Source organism: Streptomyces sp. NPDC045701, assembly GCF_056432045.1.
On record NZ_JBWKJV010000019.1, the window covers coordinates 115,501 to 128,512 of the forward strand.

Here is a 13,012-nt window from a genome sequence, read left to right on the forward strand (position 1 = left end):
CCGCACCCCGTCCGGCGACGGGGTGCGGCCCTCGCCGCGTTCACCGAGCCCCGTGCGTCAGCGCAGCAACTCCACCTCCGCCAGCGTCGACACCGCGTCCGGCACCAGGCGGTAGCGCTGGTACGCGCCGGGCCGCGCGACCGTGAACACCCGGGTCTGCCGGTCCCACGCGAACGACTCACCGGACCGCCGGTCCAGGTCCGCCCACACCGTGCCGTCCCGCGACCCCTGCAACACCCAGCCGCCGGGGGCCGACCCCCGCGCCGCCGAGGTCAGCGTGTACTGCACCGCCCGCGTACCGCCCGCCGGGACCGGCAGCTCCACGGCCTCCACCGACGCCGACGTCGCCGACGTGTCGTCGAACAGCTCGCCCGCGCCCGCCAGCACGTCCCGGCGCGGCGAGGGCACCGAGTCGTCCCGGGTGAGGGAGACGGGCGCCGCGTGCCGGCCCGTGCCCCATGCCGACGGCTTCGGGCCCATGTCGAACTCCAGCGTCCCGCCGCGCGCCACCAGCGCGTGCGGCAGCGCCGTCGACGTCCAGCGCTTGCCGTTGACCCTCAGCCCCTGCACGTAGACGTTCCGCGCGCTGTTCTCCGGGGCCTCGACCACCAGCGTGCGGCCGTTGTCCATCCGCACGGTCGCCTTGGTGAACAGCGGCGACCCGATCGCGTACTCCCCGCTGCCCATGACCAGCGGGTAGAAGCCCAGCGCCGAGAACAGCCACCAGGCCGACTGCTCGCCGTTGTCCTCGTCACCGTGGTAGCCCTGCCCGATCTCGCTGCCCGTGTAGAGCCGCGACAGCACCTCGCGCACCTTCTCCTGCGTCTTCCACGGCTGCGCGGCCGCGTCGTACATGTACGGCACGTGGTGGGCGACCTGGTTGGAGTGGCCGTACATGCCCATCCGCACGTCCCGCGCCTCCGTCATCTCGTGGATGACGCTGCCGTACGAGCCGACGAACTCGGGCGACGCCGTCTCGGGCGTCGAGAAGTAGCCGTCCAGCTTCTTCGCCAGGCCGGCCCGGCCGCCGTAGAGGTTGGCCAGGCCCCGGCTGTCCTGCGGGGCGGTGAAGGCGTACCCCCAGCCGTTGGTCTCCGTGTAGTCGTACCCCCACACCCGGGGGTCGTACGAGGACGACGGCACCCGCCACGCGCCCTTGAGGTCCCGGCCCTGGAAGAAGCCGGCCTCCTTGTCGAAGAGGGTGACGTAGTTGCGCGCCCGGTTCGCGAAGTAGGCGGCCTCGTCCTTGTACCGGGCCTTTCCGGTCCTCTTGTGGAGCGCGTCGGCCATTCTCGACAGGCCGTAGTCGTTGAGGTACCCCTCCAGGGACCAGGAGAGGCCCTCGTGCGTCGCGGTCGAGGCGTAGCCGAGGAACGGCGACGTCTCCATGCCCTTGCGGCCCACGCCCGACGAGGGCGGCACCACCGTGGCGTTCTTCAGCGCCGCCTCGTACGCCGCCTCGGCGTCGAAGTCGACGCCCTTGACGTACGCGTCGGCGAACGCCACGTCCGAGGACGTCCCCGTCATCAGGTCCGCGTAGCCGGGGGAGGACCAGCGGGAGATCCAGCCGCCGTCCTTGTACTGCTGGACGAACCCGTCGACCAGCTCACCCGCCTTGCGCGGGGTGAGGAAGGAGTACGCCGGCCAGGTCGTCCGGTACGTGTCCCAGAACCCGTTGTTGACGTACACCCTGCCGTCGACGATCCTCGCGCCGGTACGGGTCGGGGTGTCCGGGCCGGTCTGCGGCGAGAAGGGGCTCGCGTACCGGTCCTCGCCGTCCACCTTCTCGAAGCCGGAGTTGGGGTAGAGGTACAGCCGGTAGAGGTTCGAGTACAGGGTGACCAACTGGTCGCGGGTCGCGCCCTCGACCGTCACCCGGCCAAGGAGGCGGTCCCAGGCGTCCTGCGCCCGCTCCCTGACCCGCTCGAAACGGGTGCCGGAGGGGATCTCCGATGCCAGGTTGCGCCGTGCCTGCTCCACGCTGATCAGGGACGTCGCCATGCGCAGCGTCACGGTCCGGTCCGCGCCCGCGTCGAACCGCAGGTGCCCCTTGACGCCCGCCGACGCGGAACCGGTGACCGGCGCGTCGAAGACGCCGTACACGAACATGCGGGTCGCGCCGGTCGACAGACCGCTCTTGACGTCCGAGAAGCCGGTGAAGGACCGGGTCGCCGGGTCGAGCGTGAGGCCGCCCTCGTCCGTGACGTTGTCGAAGACCACCGACGCGTCCGCGCCGGGATAGGTGAAGCGCATCATCGCGGCGTGGTCGGTCGGAGTGATCTCCGCTTCGATGCCGTTCTCGAAGGTGACCCCGTAGTAGTGCGGCCTGGCCGTCTCCTTCTCGTGCCGGAAGGGCAGCGCGCGGCGCACCCGGTCGGTCTCCGGCGTCCCGGCGGCGGCGGAGGGCAGCAGCTGGAAGGTCTGCCGGTCGCCCATCCAGGGGCTCGGCTCGTGGCTGGCGCTGAAGGCCTGGATCGTGGGGAGGTTGTCCGCGTTGTTCCCGCGCGCGTACTCGTACAGCCAGCTCTTGGAGGCGGCGTTGGTCACCGGCGTCCAGAAGTTGAAGCCATGGGGTACGGCCGTGGCGGGGAAGGCGTTCCCGCGCGAGAACGAGCCGCTGGAGTTGGTGCCGCGAATGGTCGAGGCGTGGTCGGAGGGGCGGATGTGCCGCTCGGCGGGCTCGGCACGGCCGATCGTGACGTCGTCGATCCAGCCCTGGAACCTCGCCGGACCCTTGGGCGAGTCGTACGCCACCAGGATCCGGTCCACGGTCCGCCCGGCCGCGACCGTCCCTATCCCGGACGTCACCTGGTTCCACTGGTTGACGTAGAGCCGCTTCGCCGCGCCCTGTCCGCGCGGTGTGAGCGCCCCGCCGTGGCTGTCGACGGCCCCCAGGTCGCTCAGGTACGTGCCGTCGGTGAACGCCAGGTCCACGGCCACGTGGGTGGCCGGGTAGTTCAGGTCCGTCTCCGGCATGGAGGGGAAGATCCGGTACGACAGCTCGGTGTCGCGCCGCACGGGCGTGTCGACGTCGAAGACCTTGTTGTACGAGTAGGCCCGGCCGTCCGGCTTGTGCGTGCCCGCGTACCGCAGCGCACGCACCCCGGTGAACCCGGCGTTCGCCTTGGCGGTGGGGGAGCCGCCGGGCCCCCGGTCGACGTGGCTGCGCATGTCGGGCGGGACGGGGGCGGAGGCGTCACCGTTCGAGAACTGGACGTCGGCGAGCTGGGTGATGCCCTCGGCGCCGTTGTTCCCGGTGATCTCCAGCCGGTAATGCGCGTACTCCGTTGAATTGTTGAAGTCGTACGTCCGGGTTTCGAAGCGCTTTTCGAAGGTCTGGCCCTCGCGGGTGTCCAGAACCTTCCACTCCGTACCGTCCGCCGAGCCCTTCAGCGTCCACTTCGCGGGGTCGCGGGGGGCGTGGTCGTTCGCGGAAGTCAGCGCGTACGTCACCACCTTGACGGGCTGGTCCAGATCGAATTCCACCCAGGCGGTGGGGGCGAAGGTGAGCCATTTCGTACCCGGCTGGAGGTCGACCAGGTTCTCCTTGGTCTCCCCGGCGCCGCTGTTCTCGCCGCTGGCGCGCACCGCGGTGACCTTGTCGGTGACGTTCCCCGGTATTCCCGCCGCGTAGCCGCCGTCGACACCGGACGCCCGCCGGCGGCCGTCGGCGCCGACGTCGACGGTGTTGCGCCAGTCCGGTGGGCGCTCGTCCGCCTCGAAGGACGACCGGAACTCCTGTACCGGCGCGGCCGGTCGGCCCGGGAGGGCGAGGGCGGCGGCCGGCGGGGCCGCCGACGCGACCAGCGCGGCGGCCAGCACGGCGGCGGCCGTACGAGGGAATCGGTGACGGGTTCTCGGTGCGGACGTGCTGGGCTGTCTGGGCTGCATCCCGCGTCCTGCCTCCTGCCGAAAGCGCGTTGGACAACGTTGTCAAGCGAACTGCGCAGGAACCAGTAGGGAGGGAAGTGGTAAGCGGTGTCAAGGGTGTTGACGGTGCGGGAAGAGCCGATTCAGCCGTTCCGCCGAACCGTGTGACCGGTGAATGCGTACCGGGTCCCGAAGTATTTCCCCGAGGTCTCAACTCGGGAAAGATGGCTGACCGAAGTTGCTTTCGATCTTGCTCAGTCGGCGCGAAGTGGACTATACCTGTCGCGTCCGAGTGGCATCGCGCCAGCCGGCACCGCACGATCACCCAGCACCTGCACGACCCAGCAATTGACCGCGGTGGCGGGGCCCTTCGCCTCAGGCGAGCAGGACGGGCGACCGGTACCGCCTGAGTCCTGGAGAAGGCGAGGACTTGAGCATGGGATCCAGCTCCGCCCGCACCAATGAGGGCCCCGGCCACGAGGGCACCGGCGACGGGGGCCTCGGTCGTCGTGACCTGATCAGGCGGTCCGCCGCGCTCGGCCTGATCGCCGTCCCGGCCATGGGCCTTCTGTCCGCCTGCGCCACCGGCGGTGGCGGCGGCACAGACAAGGAGACCAAGGCGCCCGGCGGCCCCAAGTCCGAGAAGAACCCGCTCGGGGTCGCCAAGGGCGCCCCGCTGGAGGCGTTCATCTTCAAGGGCGGCCTCGGCGACCAGTACGCCAAGGACGCCGAGGCCGACTACCAGGCCACCTACGGCGCGAAGGTCGAACACACCGGCACGCAGCAGGTCGGCCCCAAGCTCACCCCGCGCTTCGCGGGCGGCAACCCGCCGGACGTCATCGACAACTCCGGTGCCGACCACCTCGACATGAACAAGCTGTCCACCCAGGGCCAGCTCCAGGACCTCGCCGCTCTCCTCGACGCGCCCTCCACGGACGACCCCGCGAAGAAGGTCCGGGACACGATCCACCCGAGCACCATCGAGAAGGGCAAGCACGGCGACACCTTCGACGTGCTCTACTACGCCTTCACCATCTACGGCACCTGGTACTCGCAGAAGCTGCTCGCCGACAAGGGCTGGACCTACCCCAGGACCCTCTCCGAGATGGTCACCCTGTGCGGCGAGATCAAGAAGGCCGGCATCGCCCCCTGGACGTACGCGGGCAAATTCCCCTACTACGTGCACTTCAACCTCTTCGCTCAGATCGCCAAGATCGGCGGCATGGAGAAGTGGATCGGGATCGACAACCTGGAGCCCAACGCCTGGACCTCCAACGACGCGGTCAAGGAGGTCATCGAGCACTACGAGGAGCTCGCCGCCAAGAAGTACTTCCTCGAAGGCAGCCAGGGCCTGACGCACATCCAGTCCCAGACCGCCTGGAACAAGGGCAAGGCCGTCTTCATCCCCAACGGCTCCTGGGTCGAGAACGAGGCCGCCCCCACCACGCCCGCCGGCTTCGGCATGGCCGTCGGCGCCCTCTTCGACGGCACCGGCGACAAGATGCCGCACGGCACCCTGCGCGCCGAGCCGAGCGAGCCGTACATCGTCGCGAGCAGGGGCGGGAACCCGGCCGGCGGCATGGAGCTGCTGCGCATCATGCTCTCCAGGAAGCACGCGCAGAACTTCGCGAAGAAGGTGAAGTCCCTGACCTGTGTCGTGGACGCCACCGAGGGCATGACCCTCTCGCCAGGTCTCGCCTCCGCCAGCAAGGTGTTCAAGGAGGCCGGGGACAACCTGATCAGTCTTCAGCTCCAGGAGTGGTACCCGGCGCTCACGGACGAGAAGATCGGCGGCCTGACCGGCCAGCTGCTCGCCGGCGAGCTCAAGGCCGCCGACTGGATCAGGAAGACCCAGGCGGAGTGCGACAAGGTGGCCAAGGACGACTCCGTCACCAAGTTCAAGCGCACCGCGTGACCGCGTGACCGGACGAGCACGTGACCGCGTGACGGCGCGACCACGTGGCCGCGCCACGCACGCCGTAGCGGATCGCCCGACCTGACAGGTCGACAAACGAGGGGAAGGCCGGGGAGCAGCATGCAACACGGCAAATACCGATTCATCGTGGGCTTCCTGGCCCTGCCTCTGCTCATTTACGGCGCATTCGTCATCTCGCCGTTCGTCCAGGCCTTCCAGATCTCCATGACCGACTGGTCCGGCCTGGTGGGGACCGCGGAGTTCGTCGGCCTGGACAACTTCGGCAAGCTCTGGGAGAGCGACGACTTCTGGAACGCGCTGCGCCACAACGTCTACATGCTGGCGCTCGTCCCCCTGGTCACACTCGCGCTCGGGCTCTTCTTCGCCTTCATGCTCAATGTGGGCGGCCGCCGCCGGAAGAACGAAGTGGTCACCGGGGTCGCCGGCTCGAAGTTCTACAAGTTCGTCTTCTTCTTCCCCCAGGTCATCTCCATCACGATCATCGCCGTCATCTGGTTCAACATCTACAACCCCGACCCGGACGACGGCATGCTCAACACCCTGCTGGGCGCGGTGGGGCTGGACGCCCTGCAGAACTCGTGGCTGGGGGAGAAGAGCCTCGCCCTGTGGTGCATCAGCGCGGTGATGGTCTGGGGGCACGTCGGCTTTTTCGTGGTGCTGTTCTCCGCCGCCATGGCGTCCATCCCGCGGGACGTCTACGAGGCGGCCCTGCTGGACGGGGCCGGCCGCTTCCACACCTTCTTCAGGATCACCCTCCCGCTGCTGTGGGACACGGTCCAGACCGGCTGGGTGTACATGGGCATCATCGCCCTGGACGCCTTCGCGCTGGTCCAGATCATGTCGGTGAACATGGGCGGCCCGGACGGCGCCACGGACGTGATGCCGCTGAGGCTCTACCTGACGGCGTTCCGCGACAGCCAGTTCGGCTACGCCGCCGCCATGGGTGTGGCGATGCTCATCGTCACCATGACCTTCGCCGTGCTCACGATGCGCTTCGCGCGCCGTGAGCGGATCGAGTACTAGGGACGGGGCGGGATGACGACCGAAGAGATCGAAGCGGTGACCAAGCAGGGGTCCGCCACGCCCGCCGAGGTCACCCGGCGGCTGGGCCCGACGGCCGGCCGCACCTCCGAGGGGGGCGTGCTGAACGTCTTCTCCCACGGCATCCTCGTCGTGTGGGCGCTGATGGTGGGGGTGCCGCTGCTGTGGGTGCTGTGGAGCGCCTTCAAGGACAGCAACGGCATCCTGACCGACCCGTGGGGCCTGCCGACCGTTCTGCACTGGGAGAACTGGTCCAACGCGTGGGACGACGCGAACATGGGCCAGTACTTCGTCAACACGGCCATCGTGGTGGGCGGGTCCGTCGTGGGCACGATGGTGCTCGGGTCGATGGCCGCGTACGTTCTGGCCCGCTTCACCTTCCCCGGCAACCGGTTCATCTACTACCTGTTCGTGGCCGGCATGTCGTTCCCGGTCTTCATGCTGGTCATTCCCCTCTTCTTCGTGCTGCGGGACTTCCCGGGCAGCTCGCTGCTCGCCACGTACCACGGGCTGATCCTGGTCTACATCGCGTACTCGCTGCCGTTCACCGTCTTCTTCATGACGGCGTTCTTCCGTACGCTGCCGAGCTCGGTTGCCGAGGCGGCGATGATCGACGGCGCCTCGCACACCCGGACGTTCTTCCAGGTGATGGTCCCGATGGCCAAGCCGGGTCTGATCAGCATCGGGATCTTCAACTTCCTGGGGCAGTGGAACCAGTACCTGCTGCCGATGGTGCTCAATCAGCAGGAGGACAAATACGTCCTCACCCAGGGGCTGGCGATGATCGCCTTGCAGCAGGGTTATGAGAACGACTGGGGCGCGCTGATGGCGGGCATGATGATCGCCATGCTGCCGGTACTGATCGTGTACTCGATCTTCCAGCGGCAGGTGCAGTCCGGTCTCACGGCCGGTGCGCTGAAGTAGTCCGCGTCACGAAACGAAACGGTCCGTCGGCGGAGCACCCGCTCCTGACGGGCCGTTTCCCTATGGCTGGGGCAAATATCCGATTTCTCCGCATCTAATTCGCTCATCGGAGGCCTGCAACGCTCAAGGTCTTGACGGAGGCCAACCCAAAAGGCTCAGCTTAGAGTTCACATGTTGGAGAAAACGGCAGGAGTGAGTGAGTCGATGGAGACTCCGGGGTCGCAGACATCTCTGCATCGGGCCAATCTCGAGCGGGTCGTGCGCGCGGTGCGCATGGCGGGGTCGCTCACCCAGGCGGAGATCGCCAGGACCACCGGCCTGTCCGCCGCCACGGTCTCCAATATCGTGCGGGAGCTGAAGGACGGCGGCACCGTCGAGGTGACCCCCACGTCGGCCGGGGGCCGCCGGGCCCGCAGCGTCTCGCTCAGCGGGGACGCCGGCATCGTCATCGGGGTCGACTTCGGCCACACCCACCTGCGCGTCGCCGTCGGCAACCTGGCGCACCAGGTGCTCGCCGAGGAGTCGGAGCCGCTCGACGTCGACGCCTCCTCCGAGGAGGGCTTCGACCGGGCGGAGGCCCTGGTCAAGCGGCTGATCGCGGCCACCGGGATCGGTCAGGACAAGGTGATCGGCGTCGGGCTCGGCGTCCCCGGCCCCATCGACGTCTCCTCCGGGACCCTCGGCTCCACCGCGATCCTGCCGGGCTGGACCGGCATCAACCCGAGCCTGGAGCTGTCCAGCCGCCTCGGCGTCCCCGTGTACGTCGACAACGACGCCAACCTCGGCGCGCTCGGCGAGCTGGTCTGGGGCGGCGGGCGCGGGGTCAAGGACCTGGCCTACATCAAGGTGGCCAGCGGTGTGGGCGCCGGCCTGGTGATCGACGGGCAGATCTACCGGGGCCCGGGCGGCACCGCCGGCGAGATCGGGCACATCACGCTCGACGAGTCCGGCCCCGTCTGCCGCTGCGGCAACCGCGGCTGCCTGGAGACGTTCACCGCCGCCCGCTACGTCCTGCCGCTGCTCCAGCCCAGTCACGGGGCGGACCTGACCATGGAGCGGGTCGTGCAGCTGGCGCGCGAGGGCGACCCCGGCTGCCGCCGGGTGATCGGGGACGTCGGACGGCACATCGGCAGCGGCGTGGCCAACCTGTGCAACCTGCTGAACCCCAGCCGTGTCGTCCTGGGCGGCGACCTGGCGGAGGCCGGGGAGCTGGTGCTGGGCCCCATCCGCGAGTCGGTCTCCCGGTACGCCATCCCCAGCGCCGCCCGCCAGCTCTCGGTGGCTCCGGGGGCCCTGGGGGGCCGCGCCGAGGTGCTCGGCGCGCTCGCGCTCGTACTGAGCGAAATGGGTGATTCGACCCTGCTTGAGAACGCCCTGGCTCCGGTCACTCCTGCGTTCACTTAGATAACGGATGGCACCGTTGTCATCTCGTTGTCAATTTACTCCTTGACGACGACGTTGCGGCCGAGTTGACTTCCAGCCACCTCGGCCGCAACGTCGCGGCCTCGTCAGGGAGGCAACCCACATGAACGCAATGACGCGACGCATCGTCATAGCCACGGCAGCGGTATCGATGGCCGCTTCCCTCGCCGCTTGTGGCAAGGCGGGCGACGGTGACACCGCGGGCGGCGGAGGCGACAGCAAGACGATCGGTCTGCTGCTGCCGGAGAACAAGACGACCCGCTACGAGACGTTCGACCGCCCGATCATCGAGGCGAAGATCAAGGAACTGTGCGGCGACTGCGAGGTCAAGTACAACAACGCCGCACAGGACACCGAGACCCAGAAGAAGCAGTTCGACGCCCTCGTCACGCAGGGCGTCAAGGTGATCATCCTCGACTCGGTCGACTACAAGGCCACCAAGTCCTGGGTGCAGCAGGCCGAGAAGAAGGGTGTCAAGGTCGTCGCGTACGACCGTCTTGCCGAGGGCCCGATCTCCGCCTACGTCAGCTACGACAACGAGAAGATCGGCCGCCTCCAGGGCGAGGGCCTGGTCAAGGCGCTGGGCGCCAAGGCCAAGGAGAGCAACGTTGTCATGATCAACGGCTCGCCGACCGACCCCAACGCCCCGCTGTTCAAGAAGGGCGCCCACAGCGTCCTGGACACCGGCGTCAAGAAGGTCGTCTACGAGCAGGACATCCCGGACTGGTCCCCGGACGAGGCCAACAAGAAGATGGGCGCCGCCATCGACTCCCTGGGCAAGAACGGCTTCCAGGGTGTCTACTCCGCCAACGACGGCATGGCCGGCGGCATCATCACCGCCCTCAAGAAGCAGGGCGTCAAGGTCCCGGTCGGCGGCCAGGACGCCGAGCTCGCGGGTCTCCAGCGGATCCTGACGGGCGAGCAGGCCTTCACGATCTACAAGCAGATCAAGCCGGAGGCCGAGACCACCGCCGAGATCGCGGTCAAGCTCCTCAAGGGAGAGGACATCGCCTCCCTCGCCCCGACCAAGGTCACCAGCCTCACCGGTGAGTTCAAGGACATCCCGGCCAAGCTGTACGACGCGCAGGTCGTGACCAAGGAGAACATCGCCTCCACGATCATCGCGGACAAGGTCTACAAGGCCGCGGACATCTGCACGGCCGAGTACAAGGCCGCCTGCGCCGCCGCCGGCATCAAGTAGCCGCCCCGCCCTCCGTACCGGTCCGGCGCCCGCCCCTCCACGCCCCGCAAGCGCGGGCGGGCGCCGGACTCACCACCCGGACCCCCGGCCGGCCCCGGCCGCCGCACCCGGCCCGCCCGCCGGCGCCCCGCGCCCGGAAGCCCGTTCGTCCCGTACCGTCCCCGTGCCGCGGCGCATGTCGCCCGCCACGGACGTACGGCCGGACGAACGGCCGTGGCGGCCGGCGAACGGAGCGGCCCGCACCGGGCCGGCCGGACCGGTCCCCCTTCACGCTCCACGTACCACCATCCCCGCCGGACAGGCGGCGAAGGAGATGATTCACGTGTTCGCTACGCCCGTGTTGGCGTTGCGCGGAGTCTCCAAGCGGTTCGGCGCCGTCCAAGCGCTCACCGACGTAGACCTGGAGATCCACGCCGGTGAGGTCGTCGCCCTGGTCGGCGACAACGGCGCCGGCAAGTCGACCCTCGTCAAGACCATCTCGGGGGTCCACCCCATCGACGAAGGCGCCATCGAGTGGGAGGGCAACGAGGTCAGGATCCAGCGGCCGAACGACGCCCAGGACCTCGGAGTCGCGACCGTCTACCAGGACCTGGCCCTCTGCGACAACCTCGACGTCGTCGCCAACCTCTTCCTGGGCAGCGAGCTGAAGAGCCTCTCCGTCCTCGACGAGATCGCGATGGAGAAGCGCGCCAAGGAGCTGCTGGACACCCTGTCCATCCGCATCCCCAGCGTCCGCATCCCGGTCGCCGCCCTCTCCGGCGGTCAGCGCCAGGTCGTCGCCATCGCCCGCGCCCTGATCGGCGACCCCAAGATCGTCATCCTGGACGAGCCGACCGCCGCCCTCGGCGTCGAGCAGACCGCCCAGGTGCTCGACCTGGTCGAGCGACTGCGCGAGCGCGGCCACGGCGTCATCCTCATCAGCCACAACATGGCCGATGTGCGCGCCGTCGCCGACAAGGTCGCCGTCCTGCGCCTGGGCCGCAACAACGGTGTCTTCGACGTCAAGGACACCACCCACGAAACGATCATCGCCGCGATCACCGGCGCCACGGACAACGCCGTGACCCGCCGGCAGGCGCGTACGGCCACGAAGGAGGACGCGAAGTGAGCGACCTCACCAAGACCCCCGCCCCGGACACGGAGCAGTCCGCCGCCCCCGTCCCGGCCGTCGACCCGCGCCTCCTCGTGCGCGAAGAGGGCCTCAAGGGCTACTGGACCGAGTTCACCCGCAAGGTGCGCGGCGGTGAGCTGGGCTCCCTGCCCGTGTTCATCGGCCTGATCGTCATCGCGATCGTGTTCCAGTCGCAGAACGGCAACTTCCTCTCCGCCAGCTCCGTCGCCAACATCGCCGTCTACACCTCCGGCCTCGGCATCATGGCGGTCGGCATCGTCTTCGTGCTGATCCTCGGCGAGATCGACCTGTCGGTCGGCTCGGTCGCGGGCGTCGGCGCCGCCGTGTGGGCGGTGCTCAACGTGAGCAACGGCATGAACGACTGGCTCGCCGTCGCCATCGCCGTCCTGTCCGGTCTCGCGCTCGGCCTCCTCCACGGCTTCTTCTTCGCCAAGATCGGCGTCCCGGCGTTCGTCGTCACCCTCGCCGGGTTCCTCGGCTGGAGCGGCCTGCAGATCTGGCTCATGGGCCAGGAGGGCTCCATCAACGCGCCGACCGGCAGCGTCGTCGAGCACCTGACCGGCTACTACTTCGAGGACAAGGCCGCCGCGTACGGCCTCGCCCTGGTCGCCGTCCTCGCCTACGCCGGCTCGCTGCTGCTGGACAGCAAGCGCCGCAAGGCCGCCGCGCTCCCGGCCCGCCCGGTCAGCGAGATCGTGCTGCGCGCCGGCTTCGTCGCCGTCCTGTGCTTCGTCGTGGCGTACGTCCTCAACGAGCCCGCCGGCGCCCGTGGCCTGCCGCTCGCGCTGGTGCTCTTCCTGGCCGTCCTGGTGGTCGCCGACTTCGTCGCCCGCCGCACCACCTTCGGCCGGCAGGTCTTCGCGGTCGGCGGCAACGCCGAGGCGGCCCGCCGCGCCGGCATCAACGTCGACCGGGTCCGCATCCTGGTCTTCGGCCTCTCCGGCCTGCTCGCCGCCTTCGGCGGCCTCTTCGTGGCCAGCCTCTCCGGCGGCGCCACCAAGAGCCTGGGCGGCGGCAACACCCTGATGCTCGTCATCGCGGCGGCCGTCATCGGCGGCACCAGCCTCTTCGGTGGCCGCGGCAAGGTCTGGTCCGCGCTGCTGGGCATGATCGTGATCCAGTCGATCCAGCAGGGCCTGAACATGCTCGGCATGGCGTCCGAGATCCAGTACATGATCACCGGCGCGGTGCTCCTCGCCGCCGTCGTGATCGACTCGGTCTCCCGCCGTACCCAGAAGACCGCAGGTCGCGCGTAGTCTGTCCGCACCCGTGGTCGAATGTGACCACCGCGATGCCCGGCGCCCTCAACCGGCGCCGGGCATTGCTGCGTCCGAGCCAATGGGGCGACGCGTTACGCACCGCCCGATGACCAGCGTCAGGGGCGGAACATTACGACCTTGGGGGAAATTGAGGTCGGGCCGTCTTGGCCTGGTGGTTCGGCTGGTGGGTGATCAGCAGGCCGTCGTGCGGACGAGGACCAGTTCGG

General features: G+C 69.0%; 8 protein-coding genes. 7 read left to right on the forward strand and 1 reads right to left on the reverse strand.

Going from position 1 to position 13,012, the window contains the following annotated elements; all coding sequences use genetic code 11:
- Positions 1-57 precede the first annotated feature (57 nt).
- Positions 58-3,891, reverse strand: coding sequence for a GH92 family glycosyl hydrolase (locus AC07DW_RS20825; protein WP_478859141.1), 3,834 nt, complete (start codon positions 3,889-3,891; stop codon positions 58-60).
- Positions 3,892-4,306: 415 nt separating this feature from the next.
- Here AC07DW_RS20825 and ngcE point away from each other — a divergent pair, with 415 nt between their 5' ends.
- From ngcE to AC07DW_RS20860, 7 genes are all read left to right on the forward strand, one after another.
- Entirely contained in the window at positions 4,307-5,785 is a 1,479-nt protein-coding gene (gene ngcE / locus AC07DW_RS20830) for an N-acetylglucosamine/diacetylchitobiose ABC transporter substrate-binding protein (protein WP_478859142.1), read from the forward strand.
- 120 nt (positions 5,786-5,905) lie between these two features.
- Positions 5,906-6,829: a carbohydrate ABC transporter permease gene (locus AC07DW_RS20835; protein WP_478859143.1), complete on the forward strand. Its 924-nt coding sequence runs from the start codon at positions 5,906-5,908 to the stop codon at positions 6,827-6,829.
- A gap of 12 nt (positions 6,830-6,841) precedes the next feature.
- Positions 6,842-7,771, forward strand: a complete 930-nt coding sequence (locus AC07DW_RS20840; RefSeq protein ID WP_478859144.1) for a carbohydrate ABC transporter permease — start codon at positions 6,842-6,844, stop codon at positions 7,769-7,771.
- A 204-nt stretch (positions 7,772-7,975) separates the two neighbouring features.
- On the forward strand, positions 7,976-9,175 hold the full coding sequence (locus tag AC07DW_RS20845; RefSeq protein WP_478859145.1) for an ROK family transcriptional regulator: 1,200 nt from the start codon (positions 7,976-7,978) through the stop codon (positions 9,173-9,175).
- Between the two features lie 121 nt (positions 9,176-9,296).
- Positions 9,297-10,394: a substrate-binding domain-containing protein gene (locus AC07DW_RS20850; protein ID WP_478859146.1), complete on the forward strand. Its 1,098-nt coding sequence runs from the start codon at positions 9,297-9,299 to the stop codon at positions 10,392-10,394.
- 313 nt (positions 10,395-10,707) lie between these two features.
- Entirely contained in the window at positions 10,708-11,502 is a 795-nt protein-coding gene (locus AC07DW_RS20855) for an ATP-binding cassette domain-containing protein (protein ID WP_478859147.1), read from the forward strand.
- Positions 11,499-12,782 (forward strand): sugar ABC transporter permease, encoded by a 1,284-nt coding sequence (locus AC07DW_RS20860; protein WP_478859148.1) that lies wholly within the window; start codon positions 11,499-11,501, stop codon positions 12,780-12,782. The genes AC07DW_RS20855 and AC07DW_RS20860 overlap by 4 nt, the downstream gene beginning before the upstream one ends.
- Positions 12,783-13,012: the final 230 nt, after the last annotated feature.